23 protein-coding genes are annotated in these 26,223 nt (G+C 59.0%); 14 read left to right on the top strand and 9 right to left on the bottom strand.

Annotation, left to right across the window (positions count from 1 at the left end; all coding sequences use genetic code 11):
* Window positions 1-1,010 (bottom strand): peptide ABC transporter substrate-binding protein (locus tag FN060_RS15375; protein WP_142588859.1); only part of this gene is annotated, 1,010 nt, incomplete at its 3' end.
* Between the two features lie 53 nt (window positions 1,011-1,063).
* Entirely contained in the window at window positions 1,064-2,701 is a 1,638-nt protein-coding gene (locus FN060_RS15370; RefSeq protein ID WP_142588858.1) for an ABC transporter ATP-binding protein, read from the bottom strand.
* Between the two features lie 261 nt (window positions 2,702-2,962).
* On the opposite strand from FN060_RS15370, the gene FN060_RS15365 reads away from it, so the two are divergent.
* From FN060_RS15365 to FN060_RS15355, 3 genes are all read left to right on the top strand, one after another.
* Window positions 2,963-3,547, top strand: a complete 585-nt coding sequence (locus FN060_RS15365) for a helix-turn-helix domain-containing protein (protein WP_142523065.1) — start codon at window positions 2,963-2,965, stop codon at window positions 3,545-3,547.
* Between the two features lie 35 nt (window positions 3,548-3,582).
* Window positions 3,583-4,899, top strand: a complete 1,317-nt coding sequence (locus tag FN060_RS15360) for an NAD(P)/FAD-dependent oxidoreductase (protein ID WP_142588857.1) — start codon at window positions 3,583-3,585, stop codon at window positions 4,897-4,899.
* A 68-nt stretch (window positions 4,900-4,967) separates the two neighbouring features.
* Window positions 4,968-6,098: a DSD1 family PLP-dependent enzyme gene (locus FN060_RS15355; protein WP_142588856.1), complete on the top strand. Its 1,131-nt coding sequence runs from the start codon at window positions 4,968-4,970 to the stop codon at window positions 6,096-6,098.
* A 420-nt stretch (window positions 6,099-6,518) separates the two neighbouring features.
* Here FN060_RS15355 and FN060_RS15350 read toward each other — a convergent pair whose 3' ends face one another.
* The 3 genes from FN060_RS15350 to FN060_RS15340 form a co-directional block, all read right to left on the bottom strand.
* On the bottom strand, window positions 6,519-7,385 hold the full coding sequence (locus tag FN060_RS15350; RefSeq protein WP_244665822.1) for an ABC transporter substrate-binding protein: 867 nt from the start codon (window positions 7,383-7,385) through the stop codon (window positions 6,519-6,521).
* 104 nt (window positions 7,386-7,489) lie between these two features.
* The gene (locus FN060_RS15345; RefSeq protein WP_142588854.1) at window positions 7,490-8,884 is read right to left on the bottom strand and encodes a sensor histidine kinase; all 1,395 of its coding nucleotides are present in this window, start codon (window positions 8,882-8,884) and stop codon (window positions 7,490-7,492) included.
* The gene (locus FN060_RS15340; protein WP_142588853.1) at window positions 8,884-9,564 is read right to left on the bottom strand and encodes a response regulator transcription factor; all 681 of its coding nucleotides are present in this window, start codon (window positions 9,562-9,564) and stop codon (window positions 8,884-8,886) included. The genes FN060_RS15345 and FN060_RS15340 overlap by 1 nt, the downstream gene beginning before the upstream one ends.
* A 97-nt stretch (window positions 9,565-9,661) precedes the next feature.
* On the opposite strand from FN060_RS15340, the gene phnD reads away from it, so the two are divergent.
* The 4 genes from phnD to FN060_RS15320 all read left to right on the top strand — a co-directional run bounded on the left by phnD (window position 9,662) and on the right by FN060_RS15320 (window position 14,806).
* Window positions 9,662-10,624 (top strand): phosphate/phosphite/phosphonate ABC transporter substrate-binding protein, encoded by a 963-nt coding sequence (phnD, locus tag FN060_RS15335; protein WP_142588852.1) that lies wholly within the window; start codon window positions 9,662-9,664, stop codon window positions 10,622-10,624.
* A 63-nt stretch (window positions 10,625-10,687) separates the two neighbouring features.
* On the top strand, window positions 10,688-12,532 hold the full coding sequence (locus tag FN060_RS15330; RefSeq protein ID WP_142588851.1) for an ABC transporter permease: 1,845 nt from the start codon (window positions 10,688-10,690) through the stop codon (window positions 12,530-12,532).
* Window positions 12,532-13,632: an ABC transporter ATP-binding protein gene (locus tag FN060_RS15325; RefSeq protein ID WP_142588850.1), complete on the top strand. Its 1,101-nt coding sequence runs from the start codon at window positions 12,532-12,534 to the stop codon at window positions 13,630-13,632. Before FN060_RS15330 ends, FN060_RS15325 begins: the two co-directional genes overlap by 1 nt.
* A gap of 34 nt (window positions 13,633-13,666) precedes the next feature.
* Complete coding sequence (locus tag FN060_RS15320) at window positions 13,667-14,806, top strand: ABC transporter substrate-binding protein (protein WP_142588849.1); 1,140 nt, start codon at window positions 13,667-13,669, stop codon at window positions 14,804-14,806.
* Between the two features lie 414 nt (window positions 14,807-15,220).
* Here the strand turns inward: FN060_RS15320 and FN060_RS15315 are convergent, their stop codons facing one another.
* The 3 genes from FN060_RS15315 to FN060_RS15305 all read right to left on the bottom strand — a co-directional run bounded on the left by FN060_RS15315 (window position 15,221) and on the right by FN060_RS15305 (window position 19,468).
* Complete coding sequence (locus tag FN060_RS15315; RefSeq protein WP_142588848.1) at window positions 15,221-15,853, bottom strand: tyrosine-type recombinase/integrase; 633 nt, start codon at window positions 15,851-15,853, stop codon at window positions 15,221-15,223.
* A 283-nt stretch (window positions 15,854-16,136) separates the two neighbouring features.
* Window positions 16,137-18,320, bottom strand: a complete 2,184-nt coding sequence (locus tag FN060_RS15310) for an amylo-alpha-1,6-glucosidase (RefSeq protein ID WP_142588847.1) — start codon at window positions 18,318-18,320, stop codon at window positions 16,137-16,139.
* Window positions 18,320-19,468 (bottom strand): glycosyltransferase family 4 protein, encoded by a 1,149-nt coding sequence (locus FN060_RS15305; protein WP_142588846.1) that lies wholly within the window; start codon window positions 19,466-19,468, stop codon window positions 18,320-18,322. Before FN060_RS15305 ends, FN060_RS15310 begins: the two co-directional genes overlap by 1 nt.
* A 962-nt stretch (window positions 19,469-20,430) precedes the next feature.
* On the opposite strand from FN060_RS15305, the gene FN060_RS15300 reads away from it, so the two are divergent.
* The 7 genes from FN060_RS15300 to FN060_RS15270 all read left to right on the top strand — a co-directional run bounded on the left by FN060_RS15300 (window position 20,431) and on the right by FN060_RS15270 (window position 24,266).
* Window positions 20,431-20,718: a hypothetical protein gene (locus FN060_RS15300; protein ID WP_142588845.1), complete on the top strand. Its 288-nt coding sequence runs from the start codon at window positions 20,431-20,433 to the stop codon at window positions 20,716-20,718.
* A complete protein-coding gene (locus tag FN060_RS15295; protein ID WP_142588844.1) occupies window positions 20,718-20,984 on the top strand; it encodes a DUF1488 family protein in 267 nt (88 codons plus the stop codon). Before FN060_RS15300 ends, FN060_RS15295 begins: the two co-directional genes overlap by 1 nt.
* Window positions 20,985-21,048: 64 nt before the next feature.
* On the top strand, window positions 21,049-21,444 hold the full coding sequence (locus FN060_RS15290; protein WP_142588843.1) for a hypothetical protein: 396 nt from the start codon (window positions 21,049-21,051) through the stop codon (window positions 21,442-21,444).
* Window positions 21,445-21,815: 371 nt separating this feature from the next.
* A complete protein-coding gene (locus tag FN060_RS15285; RefSeq protein WP_183949944.1) occupies window positions 21,816-22,085 on the top strand; it encodes a DUF982 domain-containing protein in 270 nt (89 codons plus the stop codon).
* A 117-nt stretch (window positions 22,086-22,202) separates the two neighbouring features.
* Window positions 22,203-22,757: a hypothetical protein gene (locus FN060_RS15280; RefSeq protein ID WP_142588841.1), complete on the top strand. Its 555-nt coding sequence runs from the start codon at window positions 22,203-22,205 to the stop codon at window positions 22,755-22,757.
* Between the two features lie 225 nt (window positions 22,758-22,982).
* Window positions 22,983-23,183: a DUF1236 domain-containing protein gene (locus FN060_RS23550; RefSeq protein WP_142588840.1), complete on the top strand. Its 201-nt coding sequence runs from the start codon at window positions 22,983-22,985 to the stop codon at window positions 23,181-23,183.
* A gap of 354 nt (window positions 23,184-23,537) precedes the next feature.
* A complete protein-coding gene (locus tag FN060_RS15270; protein ID WP_142588839.1) occupies window positions 23,538-24,266 on the top strand; it encodes a PRC-barrel domain-containing protein in 729 nt (242 codons plus the stop codon).
* 980 nt (window positions 24,267-25,246) lie between these two features.
* Here the strand turns inward: FN060_RS15270 and FN060_RS15265 are convergent.
* Window positions 25,247-25,891 carry a hypothetical protein gene (locus tag FN060_RS15265; protein ID WP_244665819.1) on the bottom strand — a complete coding sequence of 215 codons (645 nt, stop codon included), beginning with the start codon at window positions 25,889-25,891 and terminating at the stop codon, window positions 25,247-25,249.
* Window positions 25,892-26,223 lie beyond the last annotated feature (332 nt).

The raw sequence follows: 26,223 nt of genomic DNA, 5'->3' as shown, positions 1-26,223 counted from the left end.
GTCGGCAGGCCGTAGTAGAGCGCATCGATGATGGTCTGCTTGTCGATCGCGGCATAGATCGCCTGACGAACCGCAAGATCCTTAAACTGCGGGCGCTCCATGTTGAGGTAGATGGATTCGACCGTTGCGGTGGAAACGGTGGTGATGACCTTGCCCGGAAGGGTCTTGGCCTCTTCGTAGTTGTCCGGCGTGATGTACTGCGAGCCGATGATGTCGATGTCGCCGCTCTTGAACTGCGTGTAGAGCACGGTGAGATCGGGAATATACTTGTAGATCAGGCGCTCGACATAGGGGCCTTCGCCAAAATAGTCCGTATTGGCGACAAGCTCGACATGGTCACCTGCGGTGCGGCTGCCCCACTTGAACGGACCGGTGCCAACCGGCGCATTGTTGAAGGGTGCGGTATTGGGATCCTCCGCGGCGCCCAGAATATGCTCCGGCACGATGAAGGTGTCGGCCAGGAACGAGAGGTAGGGTGCAAACGCGCTCTCCATTTTCCAGGTGATCTCCGTGGGAGAGACAACCTTGATGTCGCGAACGAGCGTGTGACCCGTGGTCCGCCAGCTGCGGAAGTTAGGGTTGACGATGAGCTCCAGCGTATACTTCACGTCCTCGGCGGTGAAGGCTTCGCCGTCATGCCATTTGACGTCGTTGCGCAGCTTGACGCGCCATTCCAGGCCGTCCTCGGAAATACCGCCATTCTCGATGGATGGAACTTCCGTGGCGAGGCCGGGCGTGAACGAGCCGTCCGGAGCAATGCGGAACAGCGTGTCGAAAAGCGAGAAGTGAACGCCGTCATCCACCTCGATGCGCGGCATCAGCGGGTTGAAGACCGTGGGCTCCTGCGAGAAGCCGACCACGATGCGGCCGGTCGGAGTTTCGGGAGGCGTTGCGCCGAAGGCCGGCCTGCCGAGAAGGTTCGGCATGAACACGCCTGCGGCGGTGGTGAAGCCCAGCATCTTGAGGGCTTGGCGACGTGTCGCGGCGAATTTCTGTTTCTGATCGGTCATGCGCATGTTCCCCTGCTTGTTGAAGTTATGAACCGTCGATTGTGGAGGTGTTGCTAGGCCGCGATCTTCTCTCCCGGAATCGCGGCAACCAGCTCGCGTGTGTAGCTGGACTGCGGATTGCGGAATATCTGCGAGGGCGGGCCATGCTCCACGATCACCCCGCGCTGCATGACGAGGATCTCGTCGCAGATCTGGCTCGCGACACGCAGGTCATGGGTGATGAAAATCATCGCCACACCCGTTTCGCGCTGGATGTCGTTGAGGAGTTCCAGGATCTGCGCCTGGATCGAGACGTCGAGCGCAGAGACAGCCTCGTCGGCCACGAGAAGCTTCGGCTTGAACATCAGAGCGCGCGCAATCCCGATGCGCTGGCGCTGGCCGCCGGAGAACTCGTGCGGATACCGGTCGAAAGCACCGCCGTCGAGGCCGACATGCTCGAGCAGCGCCCTTGCCTCCTGGCTCGCCTTCGCCGGTGCCATGCCATGCGCGACCGGTCCGGCAGTCAGAATGCGACCGATCGTCGACCTCGGGTTGAGCGAGGCAAAGGGATCCTGGAAAATCATCTGGATCTTGGGGCGGAGCGCGCGGAACTGGGCTTCCTTCATCGGTGCGATGTCCTGGCCGTCAAAGAGGATCCGTCCGCCATCGCTGTCCATGAGCTTCACCAGAAGCCGTCCGAGCGAGGACTTGCCGGAGCCGCTTTCCCCGACGATCCCGAGGGTCCGTCCGGGCTGGAGCGCGAAGGAGGCCCCCTGCACTGCCTTCACCACCCGCTCCTTGCCGAAGAAGATGCTACCGCTGCGGTATTCCTTGCGAAGATCGTCGACCTCGATGACCGGCGCGCTGCCCGTCACCTCTTCATGCGTGCGATCATTATCGGAAAGATGCGGAACGGCGGCGATCAGGCGCTTCGTGTAGGGATGCTGGGCGTTGCGGAGCACCTGCTCGGCACTCCCCTGCTCCACGATGACCCCCTGCTCCATCACGATGACGCTGTCGGCGATCTCGGCCACGACGCCGAAGTCATGGGTGATGAACATCACGCTCATGCCCTTGCGGCGCTGAATATCGCGGATGAGGTCGAGGATCTGTGCCTGGGTGGTGACGTCTAGAGCGGTCGTCGGTTCGTCGGCAATGAGAATGGCGGGCTCGAGGGCAAGCGCCATGGCAATCATCACCCGTTGCCGCTGCCCCCCCGACAACCGGAATGGATACTGGTGGTACATCAGCGTTGGATCCGGCAGGCCCACCTCCGCCAGCAATGCGAGCGACCTTGCGCGCCGCTCGTCCCGCGTGCCCTCGCCATGCGCAAACATCACCTCTTCGATCTGGTCGCCGACCGTCATCAGCGGATTGAGCGCCGAAAGCGGGTCCTGGAAGATCATCGAGACGACGCGCCCGCGGATGTCGCGGAGAGCCTGCGGCGATGCATCCGTGAGTTCGACATCACCACATCGGATGCTGCCGGCAGAAATGCTAATGGCACTTGGGAGCAGACCCATGACGGCATTGGCGGTGACCGATTTACCGGAACCGGATTCACCAATGATGCAGAGGATTTGACCGGCTTTCAGATCGAAGGAGATTCCGCTCACTGCGTGCTTTCGCTCCATGCCCTTCGGCAAGTCGATCGTCAGGTTGCGAACTGTAAGCGCACTCACAGGCGCAGCTATAGGATCATGATTGGCCATGGCCGAACTCCAACCCTTCTTGTTCTCATTTTCATCGATGATAGGCTTATAATGAAAATTTTGACAAGGGCCGACCGAAGGGCATTCGCACCAGGAAATCTTTGCGAGGATATCATTTGTATTAAATATCTGATTTCATGAACTTATTCTTGCAAAACTATTTTCTTTCCGGATTTTCATCCGCATACTGCTGAACAAACATATTGAAAATCTACTCGAGATATTTCAATTTCCTGCAGGGTGGCTAGAGGGGTGTTACGGATGTCCAGGGGAACACAATCGTTGATTGGGGCGACCGTCAGGCAGTTGCGCAACGCCAAGGGCATGTCCCTTCAGCAGCTGGCGGACAGTTCGGGCGTGTCGGTCGGCATGATCAGCCAGATTGAGCGGGATCTCGCCAATCCGTCGATGCGCGTGCTGACCGCGATCCGACGGGCACTGAATGTGTCCATTCAGGAAATGTTTGGCGAGCAGCCGGACGAGGCGCCGGAACAGGGAGATCCGCCCTTCGTGCGCCGCCTGAAGGATCGCCCCCAGATCGACCTCGGACTGCTCAAAAAGGAGCTGCTGACCGCGAGCGGCCATCATCACTTGCAGATCATGATCCTGCGGGTCGAGCCCGGTGGCGTCTCCGGCAACACGGCCTTGAGCTATCCGGCGGAAAAAGGTGGCCTGGTTCTTTCCGGTGAGCTCACGCTGACGGTCGGTGAGCAGACAAGCACTCTGCGCACCGGCGACAGTTTCGTCTTCGACAGCGCGCTGCCACACAGTTTCAAGAACGTTTCGCAATCCACTGCGGAGATCCTCTGGATCATCGGCGCGGTGCAGTTCGACCGTCATCTCTAACAAGCTCAAGACACTAAGGGAGCATCGAGACCGACATGCCCGAGAACAATCCAGCGCCGGCACACAAGACCACCCCCTTCTGGTGGGAGGCAGCACCGGTTCGCCCGCTGCCGGAAGAATCGCTTCCGGCCACCGTCGATGTCGCGATCATCGGCGCGGGTTACGCGGGCCTTACCGCCGCATTGCATCTCTCCCGTGCGGGCCGCTCGGTCGTCTGCCTCGACAAGATGAACCCCGGAGAGGGTGCCTCCTCGCGTAACGGCGGCATCACCAGCGGCAATATCCGTCTCGACCATGCAACGCTGGTTCGCCGCTTCGGAGAGCCCCGCGCGATGGCGATCGAGGCGGAGGGCAAAAAGGCGCGCGAATTCCTCTATCACCTCCTGGCGACGGAGAACATCGCCTGCGACTTCAGCCTCTCCGGCCGTTTCAGCGGCGCGCTGGGCCCGTACGACTACGACAAGCTCGCCCGCACGGCGGAGAAACTCGAGAAGAAGCTGGGCATCCAGGCCTATGCGGTGCCGCAGTCCGAGCAACGCAATTATCTCGGGACGGATTTCTATCGGGGCGGGTCCGTGCGCATGGACATCGGCGGCCTGCAGCCCGCCAAATTCCATGCCGAACTGCTGCGTGTCGCGCTCGAAGCTGGCGTGGAGGTTCGTTCGGGCGCCGCCGTGACGGCGGTCGAGAAAACTGGCAGCGGTTTCCAGGTCACTACGGAGGCCGGTCGGATCTTTGCACGGCAGGTCCTCGCCTGCACCAATGGCTACACCGACAATTCCGACCGCTGGCTGCGCCGGCGCATGGTGCCGATCCGCAGCCGTATCATTGCGACGGAGGAACTGCCGGAAGGCCTTATGGCAACATTGATGCCTAAGCTGATGATGTGCAGCGAGACCCGCAACCTCGGCTTCTACTACCGCCCGTCACCGGACAACAAGCGCATCCTGTTCGGCGGGCGCGACGGCTCCACATCCGGCGAGCCGATCGAGGCCACCCTGCATCTCAAGCGCAACCTCATCGAGATTTTCCCTGAACTGAAGGACGTCACCCTTACCCACAGCTGGTTCGGCCACGTCGCCATGCACCGCGACATGATCCCGCGCATCTTCGAACGGGACGGCGTCGTCTACGCCACAGGCTTCTGTGGCTCCGGTGTTGTCTGGGCTCCCTGGATCGGAACGCAGGCTGCAAGAAAACTGATGGGCGACAGAGACGTGGAGCCATCGGCCTTCGACTTTCGTCCGCCCTCGGCCGTGCCATTCTACACCGGCAAGCCGTGGTTCATGCCGGGCGTTATGGCGTGGTACCGCCATCTGGATCGCAAGCTCATGCGACGCGCCGGTCGCTGAGGCCTGGTGCGGCATGCAGGGTGACTTGAGTGCCGCTCGTCTTCACCTGCTAAGGGAAACGCCGTGCCATGACCGTTCCAACCTTCGCGCACTACAACCTGGATGCACCCGGCTCACGGTATGCGCTCAACACGCCCGCACTTGTTCTCGATCTTGATGCCTTCGAACGGAACGTCGAGACGATGGCGGAAATCATGCGAGCCCACGGCAAGAACCTACGGCCACATGCGAAGTCCCACAAGTCGCCGACGATCGCCAAAGCCCAGATCGCGGCCGGTGCGGTCGGCTGCTGCTGTGCGACGCTGGATGAGGCCGAGGTCATGGCGGCAGCCGGAATAGCGGGCATTCTCATCACCTCGCCGATGACGACCGCGCTCAAGCTCGACCGGCTGATCGCGCTGGCCGGCAGAACTCCCGATACGATGGTTGTGGTCGACAATCCGGCCAATGTTGAGGCGCTTGCGGCAAGGGCCGCTGCCGCCGGCATCAGGTTGAACGTGATCATTGACGTGGAGCTGGGTTTCGGACGGACAGGCGTCGCCTCGCCGGAGGCCGCCGTTTCGTTGGGTGAGACGATCAAGACGCTGCCGTCCCTCGCGTATCGGGGCCTCCAAGCCTATGGCGGGCACATCCAGCACACCATCGATCCTGACGAGCGCTTGGCGCTGTGCAGGCAGGCGCACCTCAAGATCGACGCGGTGATCTCGGCACTGGCAGCAATCGACATGAAGCCGGACATCGTCACCGGCGGGGGTACCGGAAGTCACGCAATCGACGCGAGGGAAGGCCCCTTCACCGAAATCCAGGCCGGCTCGTATATCTTCATGGACGCCGAATATGAGACGGTGATCTACCAAAGTGGCACGGCTTGGCCCTTCGAGAACGCGCTGTTTGTCCAGACGGCGGTGATCAGCACGAACGTCGCGGGCGCCGTGACGACTGACGCGGGAACGAAAGCATTCGCGCTCAATGGCCCCGCTCCGCGAGTGGCAAGCCCCGGGCTGGATGCCGCCACCTACAGCTACGCCGGCGATGAGCATGGGCGCCTGCACCTGCACGATGCTGCACGCCCATCCATCGGGGAGGTCATCGAATGTGTTGTGCCTCACAATGACCCGACCGTGACATTGTATGACCAGTATCACTGTGTCCGAGGGGACAAGCTGGTAGCCCTCTGGCCGGTGCTCGCCCGCAGGTGAACGGCCGGCCAGAGTCAAGTCTCACTGGTCACCTGGAGAATCCGTCTCGGGAGAGCATCACGTACTAGGCCGGCTAGCTTGTGTTTGGGCAGATGCGGGATCATCCCTCCACTTTAGACCATAGCGGATCGCGTTCATGATACGGGTCGCCACCTTTACTCATCGACTCGCGGCACGCCGTTCTCCGAAAGAAGAAGTGCGATATCTTTAACTGGTACTTCGCTTAGGCCTCTGCCGGGGTGATTTTCCGCTTCCGGGCAGTTTGATGACAGCCTCTATGACCGAGATGAAGGCGCGAAGCGGAAATCATTTCAACAAGGGGGCCGAACGGACCGCCCGCTGTCATTCTGTTCAAGCGGAGAAGCGGGATATGAAGCATCTTGCCTTTGGCACCTGAAGGGGCAGTCGCACGGTCGCTTCTTAGTCCACGACAGCCTGAAACCAGGCATCCAGGAACTTGCTGCGCTTGATCATATCGCGGAAGACGAGGAGCTCAGGCCCCAGTTCGATTTTCTGGATGCTCTCAAGCCCCTGAAGGCCATCCGGGACTTCAAAGCCAACTGACGAAAAGGCAATTTTGTTTTGCGGCGCTAGAAGGCTATGAAGCAGGCTGCGCCCCCCGCGAGGGTTTGCTGCTCCCTTCGGTACAAAGACTGACCAGGGCACGGCGAGCACGTAGTCCTGTGGCACTACGATCTCCATGCCTTCGGGCGGGTCGCCTGCAACGAGCAACGCGGATAGCGGCACGTTGTAGAGAATGTCCAAATCACCTGTTTGAAGCGCGTCAAGAATATCATCGGTCGTGTCATAGATGCGCGCTTTTGCGGCGCCAAAAGCACGCATCAGCCGCCAGTACAACGTGGAGCGCAGGGAATCCTGCGATGCCAGCAGATAGCTGACATCATCGATGCCAATGTTGATGATGCCGACACGGCGGTCGAAGCGGCCACCCCCCTGCTCCAGGGCACGCACCAGCTCGATCCGTGTCTGTGGCATCCGATCAGGAAACGCAGCGCGCCGAAGGACCATCACCCCCGGATCCGACCAGATTCCAAAGACCTCATTGCGCCATTGCGCAATTGCCATGGCTCCTGCGGCTTCATCTTCGAAGGCATATCCTTCGTTCGCAACCGATACGGCGATATCGGGCGACGCCAACAGTGCGAGGTCGAATGGCACATCCTCGCTCCTCCTCGCTGCGGCTGCAATCTGAGCGGAAGAAAGCCAGTCATAGGACAGCGTTGCCCGCGGCAACTGTGCCCCCAGCAATTGGAGCAGCGGCGCCATTCGCTCCTGTGAAGCCACGCCTGCGATCCTAACCGGCCGCTCCTGCGCGACGGCTGGCCCAACAGCCAACAGCAAGAGGTAGAGAACGCAGCCGCGCAACAAGGTCATACGTTTTCATCCCTTGCAGCCATTGGCAGCTTCACCTCGATCACCGCGCCCCCGCCGTCGCGGTCAGTGATCGCGATTGACCCGTCGAAAGCGACGGCCACATCCTTAGCGATGGCAAGTCCAAGACCGGTTCCGGGGCGCTGGATATCCGTTCGAGCGAAGCGCTGGAATACCAGATTTTTTGCATTATCGGGTATTCCAGGTCCCCGGTCCATCACTTGCAGGACAACAACCCCCTCGCCTCCATAAAGCCGTATGCAGACGTCTCCCGGTGCGTGGATGAAGGCATTCTCGACAATGTTGCGAACCATTTCCCGCAAGGCAATAGGCTCCGCCTTTACCATCAGCGGACGGTCGGCCATGTCGAGCGTTACAGATCGCATGAGCGAGCCATAGGCGCTTTCGGCACGCAGCATCTGCAAGGCATCCTCGGTCGTGCGACAGAGATCGAGGATCTCGCGTACCTGCGTTTCAAGGCGGTGGATCGTCGTGGCATCGGACAGCAGCATGTTTGCCAATAGACCCGCGTTGCGCGCATTCTCATGGATCCGGACAAGCCGTCGTTTCACCCGCGGATCTTCAGCCTCTTCAAGACCCACCTCTGCCTGCGCCTGTATCGCCGCCAACGGCGTTCGCAACTGGTGTGCAGCGTCGGCAGTCACCCGTTTTACGCCATCAAGAACCGAACCCAGCCGATCCATGAATTCGTTGAGAGCGGAAACAAGAGCGGAAATTTCGATCGGCACTTCCCGATCGATAGGACTGAGTTCGGAGGGACGACGCGCTCGCAGATCACCCTCGATGAGGCGCAATGGGGAAAACGCCGAGCGTACGGCAGCGAGGATGAGCCCCCCGGAAATGAGAGCAATGGCGGCCGCTGGCAACATGCCGTTAATCGTCAACTGGCGCGCAAGTTCCTGTCGCGCCTCGCGGGTCTCGGCAACCATGATGCCGATCCAGCCACCGGTCCCCGCTGCCGTGTCGGCGGCACGGTACCGCTGCACGGCGGCAACCCGCACCGGATCACCCCGATAGACCGCATCATAAAGCTGCAACGCCTGATCCTGCGCAAGCGGCAAGTCCAGACCAAGAACAGGCGAGCCCGTAACCAAACTGCCGTCAGGCGCCGTCACCTTGTAGAAGACGCGGTTGAGACGCGAAGTACCGAGAATGGCGAACGCTGAATAGGGAATGTCAACGGTCACGGCCCCATCTTCGAAGCTAACGGTATCGGCGATAGACAAGACGGACGCGGTCAACACGCGATCGAAAGCCTCGTCGGCGGCACGCCTAGCGTAGGCACCGACCGTCAATGCGAGCACGGTCCCTATCACGAGAAATAGACAGGCGGTGGTAATCAGAAGCCGCCGTTCGATGGACACTCGCGCCATCAGTTCACCGCGTCCACCCGGGCCCGCAGCATGTAACCGGAACCGCGATGCGTGACGATCTCGACATCATTGCCCTCAAGCTTCTTGCGTATCCTGGAAACAAGCAGCTCCAGAGCATTCGGCGTACCAATGTCTTCATGTCCAAAGAGCTTCAGGTAAAGCCGATCTTTGCTGACGGTATTCCCCGAGTGCGCGGCCAGTGCCTCCAGCACCTCGAATTCGCGCTTACCCAGCTCCAGAGGTTCGCCACCGAGGCGCGCAGCGCGGACCGTCAGATCAATTTCAAGAGGTCCAACTCTGACCACCGATTGCGAAAGCCCCTGATGCCGACGGGTGACGGCTCTCAGTCGCGCCTCCAGTTCGCCAAGGTCGAATGGCTTGACGATGTAGTCATCTGCACCAAGGTCAAGGAGACTGATTTTGTCATCAAGCTGATTGCGAGCGGTGATGACAAGAACTGGGGTGGGCGACTGGCCGTACCGCATATTGGCCATGACCTCAAAACCACTTCGACCCGGCAGGTTGATATCAAGAACAACGACATCGAAGGCACCGGAAAGGGCAAGCTCCTCCCCCGTCACACCATCCTGCGCAAGCGTAACGTGGTGGCCGGCTCGCGAGAGCTTCGCCTCAATGGCCTCGGCGATGTCGACCGAATCTTCGATTATCAAGATGCGCATTTGGCTGACAGGACTCTGACAGGGATACCGGAGATAGTCTCATCCTACAGCAAGGGTTCTGCCGAACGCGAGACGGTTTATCCCTTCGGGAGGAGAAATGAGACGCTATCATGCCTTGGCGGCCTCGATAGTGCTGGCCGCAACAGTTTCGGTCGGTGCATTCGCCGCCACTGAACCACCATGTCATCAGCGGGCAGATCTCAACGAAGCCTATTGCGATGCCAATGGTGATCTTGTGGCAGATCTGCCGGCGGATCCTTCCAGATGGCGAAACCCGGACACTTTGGTTTGGGCGTTCGCTCCCATCGAGGACCCTGCAGTCTACGCCCAGTTGTTTCGCCCCTTCACACAGCACCTCTCCTCCTGCCTGGATCGGCAGATCGTGTACTATCCCGTCCAGTCGGTTGCGGCCGAAATTGGCGCGATGCGTGCCGGCCGGCTACATTTTGCGGGTTTTTCCACTGGACCAACGGTCGAAGCGGTGAACACCGCCGGTGCCGTACCCTTCGCGGCAAAAGGCCAGAAAGACGAGGTCCGCGGCTATCATCTGATCGCCATTGTACGCGCAGACAAACCTTACCGGACGCTGCAGGATCTGAAGGGCAAGCGCGTCGCGCATGTATCGCCGGGCTCGAACTCCGGCAATGTCGCCGCGCGCGCGCTCTTTCCTACGCAGGGTCTCGTCCCCGACGTGGACTATCGACCGATCATGTCAGGAGCCCATGATAAGTCGGTGATGGGCGTCATCTCGGGGGACTACGACATGGCAGCCGTCGCCTCGGATGTTGTCGAACGGTTGGTCGAACGAGGAGCGATAGACCCAAGCGCCATCCGGATCCTCTACGAAAGCCCGCTTTTCCCCACATCCGCCTTTGCCCATGCCCATGATCTCCATCCGGATCTGACGACCAAGCTCAAGTCCTGCTTCTTTTCCTTCCGATTTCCCGCGCAGATGAGCGCCGCCTTCAATGGGGACGAGCAGTTTTTGCCAGTCCGATATGACAAGGAATGGCAGACAGTTAGGGAGGTGACCGCCGCAGTAGGCGCCCTGCCTGACTGATCCAGAGGTCTATACTGCCTCGGGACGCCACTCCTTTCCACACCGACTTACGACAATGAGCCCATGACGCTGCAAGCCGCTTTGCCGGAGGATCCGTCGCATCCTCGCCCCGCCTCATCCTGGCGACGCTATGCCTACCAGGTCCGCGTCAACAGCGCTGATCCGACACTCCTGCTTGCCCTGCTGCTGCTTGCAGTCTTCGGGTACCTCATTCTCGCTCCTGTCCTACTGCTGCTGGTAGACGCGGTGACTGTGCATTTCCCCGATATTGCACGCAGTGGACAAGATCTTGGCGCGCTCACGCTCTACTACCTGAACCGCGTACTAATGTCCCCGATTTCGCGTGACCTATTCTGGTGGCCCCTTGCCCACACGGCCGTCATATCGGTCGCCGCGATCATGATAGCTTTCCTTGTCGGCGGCCCGCTGGGCTGGCTGCTCAGCCGCACCGACCTTATGGGCAAGAAGTGGTTTTCGACAGCGCTACTGCTTCCATACATGCTGCCGTCATGGACGTTCGCACTCGCTTGGCTCACCCTGTTCAAGAACCGCACAACAGGCGGCGTTCCCGGTTGGATGGAGACCCTCGGCTTCACCCCGCCTGACTGGCTCGCGTATGGTGCCTTTCCCATCGCGCTGATCCTGGCGCTGCACTACGCGCCCTTCGTCATCCTGCTGTTCGGCAACGCACTCAAGCAATTCGACACGCAGTTGGAAGATTCGGCCCGCAGCCTCGGCGCACGGCCGAGGGACGTGGCACGCCGGATCATCCTGCCTTTGATGATGCCCTCGCTCGCTTCCGCAGCAACCTTGATTTTCGCCAAATGTCTTGGCGACTTTGGAGTGGCTTATGTGCTGGGCGTCCCCGTCGGCTTTGACGTTCTGGCAACATCCCTGTTTCGCGCCATCTCGACCAGTCAGGCAGGTGCATCGGCCGTCATCGCGGGCGTGATTGTCCTCCTCGGCACGCTTTCCGTCATTATCGACATGCGCCTCATGAAGGAAGCCAAGCGCTTCGTGACCATCGGCGCCAAGGGCGCCATGGTACGCGAGGCACCGCTTGGGAAATGGCAGATGCCTGCGGTGCTCTGGGTCCTTACAGTCTTCCTGGTCAGTGCCGCTATCCCCCTCGTGGCGCTGACGCTGACGACGGTCATGCGTGTGCCCGGTTCGTTCGAGCTCAGCAATTTCACCCTCGACTACTGGATTGGCACGGATCTCGGGACAACTGCTCTGCATCAGGGGATTCTCCTGACCGGCGAGTTCTGGCTGGCGCTGTGGAACACGGTCTGGATGGTCGGCCTTGCCTCACTTGGGGCAGGTCTGCTCGGGCTCCTGGTTGGCTACGGCGTGGTGCGCTCCCCCATACGGGTGGTCTCCGTGGCGCTGCGGCAGATTACCTTCCTGCCCTATTTGGTCCCCGGCATCGCATTCGCGGCAGCCTATCTTTCGATGTTCGCCGTTGCCCGTCCGCCCCTCCCGGCACTGTACGGCACGCATGCGATTCTCGTCCTGGCCATCCTTGCCGACCAGATGCCCTTTGCTTCGCGGGCCGGCATATCGTCGATGATGCAGCTTGGCCGCGAGCCCGAGGAAGCTGGTCAGATCGTGGGCGCGGGGTGGTTCCGGCGCATGCGTTCCATCGTGCTGCCCATTCAGCGCGGCGCACTTGTGTCAGCAATCCTCTTGCCCTTCATCTCGGGGATCAAGGGCCTCAGCCTTGTCGTCGTCCTTGCTGTCCCTGGTACCGACCTCCTCACAACTTATGCAATCCGCCTTGTCGACTACGGCTACAGTCAGGCTGCCAATGCCGTCGTCGTGATGCTCTGTCTCGTTGCCTTCGCGGGCACGATGCTGGTGCAGAAGATCGGCAAGGCCTCCCTCTCAGACGGCATGGGAAGCAAGTAATGTCCAGCATCACCTTGGAAAACATCCGCAAAAGCTATGGGCGAAATACACCGCCAGCCATCGGCAATCTCAACATGGAGATCGGGTCCGCCGAATTTCTGTGCCTGCTGGGCCCCTCCGGATGCGGCAAGACCACGACGCTACGCATGATTGCTGGGCTCGAGCATCCCACGGAAGGTCGGATCCTAGTGGACGGCAAGCCCATCGTCTCCGTCGATGAAGGGATCTTCACCGTGCCGGAGAAGCGGAACATGGGGCTGGTCTTTCAGAACTATGCACTTTGGCCGCACATGACGATCCGCGAAAACGTCGCCTTCGGCCTTGTTCTGCGCAAGACACCCGCTCCGGAGCGCAACGCAGTCGTCGATCAAGTCATGACGAAACTCGGTATCGCGCAGTATGCAAGCCGTTATCCGGCACAGCTATCAGGCGGACAGCAGCAGCGTGTGGCGCTTGCGCGCATGCTGGCGCTCAATCCATCGGTCATCCTGCTCGACGAACCGCTTTCCAACCTTGACGCCAAGCTCAGGCTGGAGATGCGATCCGAACTCAAGCGCATTCATGCCGAAGCCGGCTCCACCATCGTGTTCGTCACCCATGACCAATGGGAGGCCATGACGCTCGCAACCACGATCGCCGTGATGAGCGAGGGCGCATTGCAGCAAGTGGGAACGCCCGACGACATCTACGAACGTCCGGCAAACCGCTTCGTAGCAGAATTTGTCGGAAGTCTCCCAATCAACATCATTGAACGGAGTGACGCGGAACCGGCGCCGCTTTGCCGTTGGCTCGATGGGTTGCTTGCTCACTTCGCTCTTGCCGGCGCGCCCGTAGCGTCGGCGGGCATCCGGCCAGAGGCCGTACGGCTCAGCAGCCTCAACGACGAGGATGCAAAGCGCTGTGCTGCTGGTCAGGGAACGATCGTCGACGTCGTCCCGACCGGCGGTAGCTGGATCGTCGAGCTCGACATTGAGGGTGTCCAGTTCTTCGCGATCACCACCGACAGCCCGTCAAAACGCACGGGCGACAGTATTCATTTCTGGGTTGAAAGGCAGAATCTGCACCTGTTCGACCGGGAGAAGAACCGTATCGCTCAGTAGCTGAGCGTACGCGATCAAGGCAAAGGAGGAAATCATGCCTAAGACAACGATCGGCCTCATCACCGGGGTTTCCATTCTAACGATGGGCGCAGCAAGCGCCATGGCTCAAGATGCCAAGGAAATAGGCATCCCCGACAGCGAATATTCGCTGGAGGCACTTATCGAAGCGGCCAAGAAGGAAGGTCCGATCACCGTCATCGATGCTACGGGCAAGATCGTGACGATGGCTGAGAACTTCTCCAAGAAGTATGGCCTCCAGGCGACCGGGGTCAAGATGAGTGGCCAGGAGCAGGAACAGGTCATCGCCCGTGAAGCGGCTGCCGGCAACGTGCGGACCGACGTCTTCAACATGAGCAACCTGCCCTCGGTCACCAGCCAGATCCTCCCGCAGGGCTTCGGCGTGTCCTGGCTTGCCCCAGACCTGAAGGACAAGATCCCCGCCGAATACCAGAGCCCCGCGATCACCAGCAACAATCCATGGGTCTTCGCCTACAATACGGATGTTCATGGCGACACCTGCCCGGTCGACAATCTCTGGGCCCTCACGACGGAGGAATGGAAAGGCCGTGTCGCCATTCCCGATCCGCTGCTTCGCAATGAAACGATGTTCTGGTTCAACCAGCTCGCCACCCATGAGGATGCCGCCATGCGCGCCGCCTATCAGGAGCAGTTCGGCGAGGAGCTGACGACCGACGAAGCGAGCGCGACGGCGGAATGGGTCAAGCGTTTGGCTCAGAACAAGCCGAAGGTGACCAAGAGCGACAGCGACGTCGGTCCCATCGTCGGTGCCAAGGAAGAAAAACCACCGATCGGCTTCCTCAGCGCCGCCATTTTCCGCGATGCCAAGAAGGACGGCTATGGCATGGGCATCTGCAAGGAGATGAAGCCGTGGATCGGGCAGCTCACCCCGCGCGTGGCCGTGATCGCGGCCGGTACGAGAAGCCCCAGTACCGCCAAGCTTTTTGCCCGATTCATGATGACCGAGGAAGGCATGGCACCCCAGCTTGGTGACGGCAAGATCTCGACGAACGTCGACGCGAAAATGCCAGAAGGAGAGGCGTCTGGAATCGCCAACCATCTTGATCGCCTCTACATCAATCACTCCGAAACGACGCAGGATGACTTTGCCAAGTTGCAGGACTGGCAAGACTTCTGGCTTACGAACTCCCGCTAAGTGAGAAGCCCCGCGCCCTTCTGTGGGCGCGGGGCGACAGAGGCGCGCCAACCGTGACTCGGTTGCCCCAACACGCGCAGATGCTGAGCCCCGTGGACCGCTTGATGGATCGCCCAGCAACGGATCTTGCGCATCATCGACCGACAAGGCGGGTTCAATGCCTAGTGTCAGGACGCCAATATCTGCATTCGGCCCGCCGCTTCACAATTTCTGACAACTAGTGCCAATGGCCCGTTACGGCGGCGCGAGGTTGCCTGCGGGATCGACCGAAATGGAGGCCGCAGAGAGGACGTGATGCTGCCCCAACCATGTCTGCTTTCAGGATGCGCACTAAGCGGATTCTATGACTGAGATGAAGGCGCATAGTGGCTCCCGACAGGGCACGGCCCCGCTGTAGCGCGAGGCCGCATGTTTTCATATCTCTGTATGCTCCGCCAGTTCCAGCGCATCCTCTATGTCGACTCCGAGGTACTTGACCGTGTTTTCGATCTTGGTGTGTCCGAGCAAGATCTGGATTGCACGAAGATTGCCCGTTGCCTTGTAAATCATCGCCGCCTTCGTACGTCGAAGCGAGTGTGTCCCATAGTCCTCGCGCCGTAGACCGATGGCTGTCACCCACTCGTCAACCAGCCGAGCATACTGCCGAGTGCTTAGATGATCGGCGTGGTCGACCCGACTAGGAAAGGCATAGTCATCGACCGTTCCTCCCCTCCGCTCAAGCCAGGCAAGTAGGCTGGCTCGAACCTCGGTCGTGATCTCAAACTGGACGGGACGTTTAGTCTTCTGCTGAACGACCATCGAACGAGTTCGAATTTCCGAGCCCATGACGAGAGTGCCGATTTTGATCTTAACGAGATCGCAGCCGCGGAGCTTGCTGTCGATGGCAAGATCGAACAGAGCGCGATCTCTCATTCGCCCCTCTCGGTCAAGGAAGAAGCGGATCGCCCAAATCTGGCGCTGCTTCAGAGGTTTCTTGACACCAACTTGTCGGCCGGCATTCCATGCCGGGCGGCCCAATGCGGCAGGATCATATTGTGCAATACCCATTTTCGTTCTCCTTTGGCCACCATGGCCGCGGAAAGAACGCAAAGGTCTCAGCTCCAAGGGGGCCGTCTGCGGTCTGACTGCTTCAAGACGTAAACGAAGAAAAGCAGCCAGAGCGCTGCGAAGAGGTGAAGCTTGTCGCCTGCATAGCGGCAGATCAAAGCAAACTGGGAGCGGGTTCTCGCAGTCGTCGCTAGTTTCGAGTCAACCGTTCCGATTCCCTCCAGGCGCAGCGTAGACCTCCAATAAACGTCCCACCCCGTCTCGCCGCTCGATCCCGATGAGATCACTTCACAATGAGGATCTTGGCGTTTCCTCTCCGGTTCAGGACATTCGTCGAAACGTCACTGCCATACCGATGCATCCGAAAATCAGCATGCGATGAGCCGAGCCGGACATTGCGTAAGACGATCTCATCCAGGAATTCGGGCATGATCGGATGGCGGAAACGAATTTCCTTCTCAGCATTCGCCTGCTCGAGACCGAGACACGCCCCTAGAATGCCAAAGATCGAAGACGCCGCCCAGGCCTGCGGTGAGCACGCGACCGGATAAGGTGTCGGCCCTCGCCCCGGCTTTCGGATGAAACCGCAAAACAGCTCGGGCAGGCGGCGCATTTCCTGCTCTTTTGCAGCATCGAACATTGCCCCCAGCACACGCACCGCCTCATCCTTTAGACCGTAGCGCGCCAGACCGACTGCGATGGCAGCGTTATCATGCGGCCATACAGATCCGTTATGGTAGGACATTGGATTGAAACGGGCTTCTCCCTGAGCAAGCGTCCGGATGCCCCAGCCACTGAACCCGTCCTTGCTCAAGAGGGTCGCGGCTACCCGCTTGGCCCGTTCGGGCGAAGTGATGCCCGTAAACAATGCATGCCCTGCATTCGAGCTGCGCACGCGGCACGGCTGCTTCATCCCATCCAGCGCCATAACGTAAGTCCCAAGTTCTTCGTCCCAGAAATCGGCTTCGAAACGAAGGCGCAGTTCTTCAGCGGCTTTTCTTAGATCGGCTGCAAGATCGTGATGACCCAACCGGTCAGCCATCCCCGCCGCAGAACGCTTGGCTGCGAAGACGTAACCTTGGACCTCGCATAAGGCGATGGACCCTTCTGCGTCCGTACCTTCTTTGTGAAAGATGGAGTCGTGCGAATCCTTCCAGCCCTGATTTTTCAGGCTGCCGTCGCTTTGAGCTTGATACTCCACTAAGCCGTCGCCGTCGCGGTCGCCATAGTCATCTATCCAGCGCAGCGCAGCGTCGATGTTCGGCCAGATCTCAGTAATGGTATCGAAGTCGCCTGTGGCGTCCAGATACATTCCCGCCAGCATGATGAATAGCGGCGTGGAATCGACACTTCCATAGTAGCGGCCGAATGGAACTTCGCCGAGATTGGCCATTTCGCCATGGCGCATCTCGTGCAGTATTTTGCCGGGCTGCGCATCCGATCTGGCATCCGTTTCCTTGGCTTGCATTGCCGCCAGTGTACGCAGAACACCCTGCGCAATTGACGGATCCATCCACAGCATGAACATCGCCGTAAAGATCCCATCACGCCCAAAAATCGTGCTGAACCAGGGAATTCCTGCATACGGATAGGGACCCAACGGTGTAGATGTGATCAGCGTGTAAACGTCGGAGGTGGCTCGACAAGCGACCTCGTTAAAAAGATCGCTGGAACTATGCAGGGTCGCGATACGCCGCGTTTGGGATCGCCGGGCTCGACGGCTGTGACGGTAGGCGCGGAAGAAATCCAGCACAGGCGTCGGCTCACCCTCGTCACAAGCGATCGAAAGGAAAATTGATGTCTTCTCGCCAGGTTCAAGGACTACGTCGAGCGTCGCGCGATTTCCCTCAAGCAGTCTCGGCGCTGGCGTAAAAGCGATCGAGGTTCGTCGTTTCACGCTATCGAGGCCCAAGTAGCAAAACTCGACTCCATTGGGCTTGACTACCGGGGAACTCTCTTGCCCACGCTTCTCCCGTTGCATCCCGCGAACTTCGAACAGATCGCGAAAGTCGGCATCGAATGCATAGTCGATGGTCAACCGGCGTTTCGACGTCGTGAAGTTCCGGACGCTTAGCCGCTCGTAATACACTCCGCCGTAGAGAAACTTGGTGCGCTCAAAGAAGATAGTCTCGCGCGGCAAAGACTCGTCATCATGTTCAACTTCCGGATTGGTGAGATCGACCGACAGCGCCGCCTTGTCATCGTGAGTGGACGAATTCAGGAGCAGGAGCTTACGCCCGTCAAGACGGAGCTCTAGCTGCGATAGAAATCTCATATCGCGGTGGAATAGTCCCTCAACGGCATTGTCACCAGTAATGTCTCCATGGCTGTTCAAGACAGCGAAGGTTTCTCCATCCTTGAGGTTTTGAAGTGATCGGCCAACAAGAGAAGTCTCCACTTCCAGATCATACCGGACGGTTTCGAAGCCATTTGCTACGTTGTTCGACGGGTCGACGGCGAGCACCATCAGATGGGCCGATGAAAGGCTGAGACGCTGGCGCCATCGCCGGAGATCTTTGGCGCAGTTACCATCAGATTTAAGGGTGTTGGAGAAGCATCTGCTTCGCGCCAGGGATGCGGCACCATCATGGCTGACTGTTCCAACAGACCTTCGTATTCGGCGACGTAACTGGAAGCCATCCGACTGGCTGTGAACCGCTCTTCGAAGCGTTGCCGGACCGCAGTGCGGTCAAGTTCGACAGCCCTGCGAACTGCCACCTCGGCCTCTTCGATCGAGTCGACGATAAAGCCGGTCATTCCTTCGTCCACAACCTCAGGAACCGAACCTCGGCGCCAAGCGATCGTCGGCGTTCCTTCTTTCATGGCCTCGATCATGACCAAGCCGAACGGCTCGGGCCAATCGATCGGGAAGAGGAGAGCGATGGCGTTTCCGAGGAAGTCGCGCTTCTCATGATCGCCGATCTCGCCGATGAATTCAATCAGCGGGTGGTTCAGCTGCGGACGAATGACATGATCGAAGTAGTCTTGATCTGCCGGATCCACTTTTGCAGCGATCTTCAGCGGAATGCCGGCGCGCTTCGCAATTTCGATCGCTCGATCCGGCCGTTTCTCAGGCGCTATGCGGCCCAGGAAGGCAAGATAGTCACGCTTGTGTACATTGGAAGGCGCAGGGCCTTGTGGAAGACCATGCTGGATGTTGGCCAGCCAGTTGGCTTCGGGAAGCGGCAAGCGCTGATTCCTGGAGATCGAAACGAGGGGCATCTGGGGAAATGCACGGTAGATCGGATGAAAGTCTGGTAGATCCAGTCTACCATGCAGCGTGGTCAGACAATGCGCGGACGAATGTCGAAACGCCGGAAATTGAAGCAGATCGACGTGAAAATGGATCACGTCGAAGGACGAAGCCCGCCGCCGAACCTCTTCCAGCATCACGAGCAAGCTGGCAGTGTGATCGCGCACACCTCCAAGCCGCAAGCCCTGCGGAACTGCTCGCACCAGTTCAGCAGACGTCTTGGAGTCTCCGCTAGCGAATAGCGTAACATCATGACCCTGCTCGACGAGTTCTTCAGTCAGCCAGGAGACGACACGTTCAGTGCCGCCATAGAGCTGGGGCGGAACGGATTCCGCCAGGGGTGCGACTTGTGCAATACGCATTGGATTTCTCTGTGTTACGCCAAGCGTCAGTCCAGTACGAGATTTCGTAGGAACCGCCGGCATCCGCTCACGAGGGCCTTGCTAGTGCACAGGAACAGCGAAGAACTGGATATGGGAACGAAGAATGGGTTTGGCTAGGCTCCCCGCATTACTAGCGACGTCTGTGCGTTGCTAAACACGCAAGCACCTGCCGGAATCGTCATAACGCTATCGTCCCGCAGAAGTGGCGGGTGGGTCCATTTTGGGATTGGTCGGCTCTGCAGCATGCAGGGACGGTTGAACGTCGAAGCCCAGCAGGTGCGCTAAGAGCACGGAAGATCAACGAGGACGAGCAAGAGTTGATTATGTGGTCCCGGCTGGGGCCGCACCCAGCCGAGAGACTCAGTGTTTGATTGGAGCGCCTGATCGCTCGGTAGAGGCCCTAGTGGCCGCCTTGTCGCCTGGATGGTTCTTGTCCTTTCCAGGCTTTTGGTAGGGCAGCTCTGGTGCCCGCGGATCAGACGCACCCGCAAGCGGTCGTTTTTCGCGCGAGATCCCGAGGATGGAATACGGCACGCTCAACAGGTCAAAGAAACGGTCTCTCCATTGGATAGACATTGCGTTCTCCTCGGAGACTTTGTGTCTCCTAATCCATAACGCGCTCATTGTGACGAGATAGCAACCGCCAATGTTCTTGAGGGGCTGGAACTTTCGATGGGAGGCTCAGGGCGAGGAGGACGGCGCATCCACAACAAGCGCCATGTCGATTCGACTAATGTCATGGTAGCGATCGGTGGCTCTTGCCCAGCCGGAGCATCAACTGGCTTCGACGCAACACCGATTGCGAACTAACAATAACCCCACACCAGCGGACTGCTACTTGCAAAGGACGAGAGGCAGCACGACATAGGATGAGATAGCAGCTCGTCTAAAGGGCGCTGCCATTGAGGGTTAGAATCCTTGCCCCAACGAAGGAGGACGGCATGTCTTCCATCTCCCACCCAGAAGAGCTCGATCCCGCCGATCTTGCCTTGATCAGGGATGTACTTAGAGCCGGAGGCTTCAGAGGCGTTGACGCTGAGGAGAACTCTGACGCCAAACGCGCGGCTTCAGCCCTACTCCAGTCAGAATTCCGCAATGGGACGAGAACGAGGGAAGCTCTGCTCCTCGCCCTCCAAAGCAAGCGCGAGGATCTCCATAGAGGTGCGCCGGTCACGAGCTCCATGAAGAGCGAGGCCATGGCGAGGTGGCGAGACGAAGGAGGGCAATGATGACGCTTTCCTTTCCTAACTCAGCCCGAAGCTATGACGAAGCCCATTCGCGCGTACGGTTTGTCGGCCATGACGGCATGTTCGAGGTAAAATTCTTCGTGCTTGCGGAAGTCCTTGCAGGCAGCCTCTCTCAGCGGACGGCGACGGAACGGGACTATCTCGCATCCTTTGACGCGCTCCGTTCCAGAATATTAGAGGCGGCCAAGCGCGCCTACAAATCCCGCCCCAACAGAACCATCACCTTGGCGCTCGATCATTTCAAGTGAATACGCTTGAGCCGCTCCCATGGGCGGACAGCGGAGGAACACCCTCACGAGCCAGGAGAGTTCGATGAACACCGAAAATGGCAGCAGGAGCATATCTGTGTTCCAGCAACTGGACAGCTACCAGCCGTCGAAGACTATCCTGGTCTGGGCCTGCGGCATGACAGCCGTCGCGACGATGGCAGTGGGATTCGGCTGGGGTGGCTGGGTTACAGGAGGAAGCGCCGAGAAAGCAGCAACGGCCGCGGGTGAAACGGCAAACAGGCAACTCGCATCGGCTATATGCGTGGAGCGGTTCAGTAATGCGCCTGATTCCGCGATGCGACTGGTGGAGTTCAGGGCTCTTCCGGACACTTACAAGAAGCGGCAATTTATCGAAGCTGGGGGCTGGGCGACAATGCCTGGTCAAGACTCCGCCGACAACGGTGTCGTTGAAGGTTGCAGCACAGCCTTGGCTGCCTGAGGCCTCCGCCCCTTGCGGTATAAAGTCCTTCATTCACTTCGGCAACAGGAGGATAGATCATGATCCGCGTCACAAGGAAAAGCCGGTATTCGGCACTAGGCGGGGCCGGGAAAAATCCGTTCGATCTAATCCGAGAAGCTGCGGCTCAAAAGCGGACAAAAGTGCCACCAGGGCCTGTTCGCGCCCTTGCTCTCGGCGCAATTTCAACGGAACCGGAACCCAGTGAGCAGAGTGACGACCGGGCTTCCCAGCGCTGATTGCTTGATTGTGCTTAGCTCATCAGCATCCGTTTCATAAGCAATGCCTGGCACAGTATGGTAGAATTGCTTCCTGAGGAGCTGGCCTCCCAACCTGACCTGCGAGGATTCCTGATGGGTTCCGTGATCGACGTTGCTTTCGCTATCGATTGGGGACTTCCTGTCTTCGTCACCGAAGGAAATTTCGACGACAAAGCTATCGAGGGGCCACGCGCAGGCCTGAAATATCTCCAGCAGAATTTCAAGAAGCGCTCTGGTCAGCCCTACTGGACGGCCGTGAGCGCCTGCAACTCCGCTCTCTTAGGCCGAAGTACGCCCGACCACGCGCGGGTGTGCTTCATCGCTGCTTACGCAGACCACATGTGCAAGATGGGCGGCCACTAGAAGAAGCGGCCTGGGCATCGCCTCGGACTACGTAGCGCGTGGTTCATGGGAACGTAGGAAACGCCACGGCCCCGATCGGGCCGTAGAGACGTCACCATGTCCTGAAAGGACAAGAACATGAGCAGCACAACCGTCAAATTGATAACGTTCGCCCATCCTTTTCGGATTCCAGGGATGGACCGCGATCACCCGGCAGGGACGTTCGAGCTAAGAATCTCTCGGGAGCCACTGGACGTATCATGGGAGGCATATCATGAAACGGTGACGCTAATGTTGGCGTCGGGTGGGCTGGTTGAAGCCTGGAACGTGAATGCAGCCGAACTTGAGGCTGCTCTCTCGAGGGATGCATCTGCTGGAAACGATTCTCGCACCGCACAGGAGGGGCAAGCTCCCTCCGCGACAGCAGGCATCCGGCAGGCTAGCGCCGACGATGTCAGAGACCTCGAAGAGTTCTACCGTAGCAACAACGGTGACCGATGGTTCCTGGAAACCGACGTCCGCACAAGTCAGTCGATGATCCTTCACCGGGGCAATCAGTCTTCTGGCGGTCACGAGACCCAAACCTCTATTTCTGACTTCTTAGCCCGTAAACCTGCGGGACCAGAGCAAGCCGCGCTGCGCGCAATCCTTGATGCCAATACGCAGATCACCGCCGGCGAGACGCAGCATTAGACTCGGTCATTATCTGCGGACACCGTCCCCCGTTCCGGGACTGCTTACCGTAGGGCATAAGCCGGATCCCGTCGCAGTTCTAGGCCAACTCAACGCTCCTTCCACGGAGAGGTCAATGCTCAGGACATTCGTAATCACCGTCGCGCTCGCAGTTACCGCTGCAGGCGCTTTGCCCCAACAGCCGGAGACTGTCGTACCAACGTCGCGCCCGGTCTCTGAAGAGGTGTGATAGGCTACGTAAGAAATCAGCCCCTTCCGCAAAATCCGATTCAGGTGACGGAGCTCTTGCCTGCCGGAAGCCGTCTTCCCGACAACCTTCAACTAACCCCGATCCCCGATGCGCAACAGTATGGGTTCATTGTGGTGAACCAGGACCGCCTGATCGTCGATCTGGCAACCCGGAGGGTAATCATGATAGTGGATTAGAGAGAAGCGGCCCGCGGCGGCGTTGTCGATCTCAAGCGGGTATCGCTGCGGGCGCCTGACCAGGGACGGCCACAGCACCCGCAGTAATGGGAACAGTCTGCGGCTGTTTTCGCCGTGGCACTGCCCCTCAGCAACGCAACTAACGCGAGCTGTTATCGTCGCCGAAAAGGCCGTTCCTGAAACCGGTAGGTTGGCCGCCTCACGCTGCAGCGGCCCTGCGCTTTAGACACCCGCAAGGCCAACGCCTGATATCCTTGGGCGCAAAGTAGCTAATGCCGCCGTGGACGCGGTAGCTGTGCCATTCTTGGGCCTCGCATTCCTAATTTAAGAATTCAATCAGGTAAGGAAGAACTGATGCCGATTAGACCACACCTGTTGGCGGCGATCCTGTTTTGCACGTTCGGCGTGTCTGAAGCGGCGGCAGTCTGCAATATCTCTGATGCGAAGCTTGAAGAGGCTATTCTAAAGAAGCCGGAGTTCCGAGACCAAAATCACCAGATGGTGCAAGATCTGCGCGCGCTACGAGACGCAGCCTTCGTTTTGTGGGCCTATGGTCGGCACGAAGACTGCGAACGCCTCCTCGGCAATATCCGAGAGCTGATCGCTACGCCAAGCATGGGGAGCTTGGGCGGTAATGATGAAGACGAAGCAGATCAGCAGATGGCCGCGGGGGAGCCCATGCTTCATTCTGGAGGACAAGTTGAAGGAAATCGCGGCCGTGAGTCCGCATTGCCGCTCCTGGATATCAACGAACTAGGGCCTGGCCTTCGGGCCGACGAACTCCTGGGTGCTGAGGTGCGCAGTTCAGATGACAAGATCATCGGCGAAGTCCGCAACGTAGTCATCGGCACAAAAGATCGATGGGATTACGTTGTCGTCGCTTCAGGCGGCTTCTTCACGCCGGGGAAAGATAGCATCGTTGTGCCGCTGCGGTTTCTCCAGGTCGATCAGGAGCGCGATAGCTTTTTCGTTCGCATCCCGGAGGAGGAAGTCAAGAAAGTACCCCTCATGCCAGATCAAGATTATTCTTGGCTTGCGGATGAAGAATGGCGGACCAAGAACGACGCTTTCTTTAAGCCTTGAACCCCTGTATTGCCGGATCGGCGAGGCGCCTAACGGGTCTTGCTCAGCCTCGTCCTGGCGCGATCAGGTGGTGTGGGCGCTAAGCCTCACGGCTGAGTGGAGCGAGGTAGTTGCCACGACGGCACCATCCTCTTTGGCAACTTCAAACGTCGTTCCGTCGATTTAAATCATCCCGCAAGATTGGTGCGTCAGCTCTCGGAGCGGCGCAGGCAGGTGAAGCTCCAAGCTAGGGGGAGCGTCGGCCGATGTGGGACACGGTAGCGACTGCTGCAGGCCAGATAGGCACCATCTGTCATCAAAATTCTGGAGTTGTCCGTTCCTCAAACCTGGGCACTAGCGGACAGCGGCGGCTTAATGACCGTGATCGCCGCCTCGCTCGGACAGCGCCACAGTCAGTTCATCTAGAACTTCCCAGAAGGTGATGATCTTTAGCTGCCATGAGCTCGCCAACACAACTTCCTGTGAGATCGCCCGCGTCATGCGCCGGTCATCCGCGAATTGTAAGACAGGTTCGCGATGAGATTTTCTTGCTTCATGCCTGGCGGGGCGTTGCGGCGCTGGTCTTTGCGTCCCCACGCTTCGCTCATTGCGAGAAAGCGGCCTTCCTAAGTCCTTAGCCGGAAATGGGCACGATAGGGGCTCGGGCGCCGTCGGTAGGATTTTCCGGCACCTTAGCAGACTTCTCGGATTTCGTGGCGCCTCGCATCTGGTCCCGAAAGCGAATTTTTTGCACTGTGATGCTTGCGACGGCCTCAAGCAAGATGGCAGCTTCTGGAAGGATGAGCCTCGGCGCGGGATGACTTCAATGAGGGCGCTTAAGCGACACTATGTCGAGAACCCAATGGACGGGTCGGCGACCCGGAGCTAGACGAGATCGAATCTCTGGCAACAGCGACAGAGCTCGGCATTCGATGACGATTGCCACGCTCCTCGCGATGAAGATCAAGTAAAAGACCGAAGTATGGGATGAATTTCAGGTGCTATTCCCTGATCGCGAACACTTTGCGCGTCCCCGAGACCTGGCCATCCTCATCCATGTATCCGTCGGAAGTCAGCGTGACTTCATCTTCCAGGAACGCGTCGAAGATCCGCGCGATCTCGGGCGGTGAAAAAAGAAAGAGCTGCGTCTTGCTTTGCGTGTCCGAAGCAATCAGCAAGCCGTCCGGCAGATAGGCGCTTCCGGAAAGGACGCCGATAACACGCGCATGCAGCATCTTGTCGGAAATCACTTTTGGCGTTCGTTTTTCGGAACACCGCGCTGTCAAATCATAGTTGTTGAAGATCTCATCTGCCGTGCGGCTTACGAATGGCTCTCGCCATTCCACATCCTTCTTAACGACGATCTCATGAACTTCCAGCGGCGTCTCGCGAAAGCGATCCGTCACCAGACGGCATTCAATGAGCCGTCTCATGCACACGGCGGCGATTCCAATCGCTCTCTCCAGCATGTGATAGGGATTGTGCTCGGTATCCGCCTCCGCCAGCGCCTCGCCGAGATGAAGGATTATTCTGCGTCGCTGCTCTGCGAGCTCGTTCTTCCAAGTGTAGGACTGCCAATCAGCAGAGCATATGCTTCCCAATTTGCGCGCTTTATCAATCCGAGCTTGGAAATCCTGGTCCGACATTACCAATTCCTTTCGCTCATCCATGCATCCCTTCACCATATCATGACCGGCAGATCGCGGTATCGCGCGGAGATCCGCGGGATGGATCAACTCGATCTCACCGTGTGCGAGGACGAGTTCTTGCAGCTAGGCAGACTACTGACATCCGTCTGCGACCGTTTAGTCGCCCGTTGCGGGACAACCGATTCTGGGCGCGAAGGTGCCACCGCTTTTAGCCACACGAATGTCCGCTTCCGGGCAACAGCCATTATCGCGGCAATGACCGAAAGGGAGGCGCAAAGCGGAAATGATTCCCGCTGTCGGCCGATACTGTTGAAAAACTAGCTCAACTG

The organism is Pseudorhizobium halotolerans, assembly GCF_902153235.2.
GTDB classification, from domain to species: Bacteria; Pseudomonadota; Alphaproteobacteria; order Rhizobiales; family Rhizobiaceae; genus Neorhizobium; species Neorhizobium flavum.
Note: the sequence above shows the minus strand (reverse complement) of the source record. Positions and strands in the feature narration are given on the sequence as shown.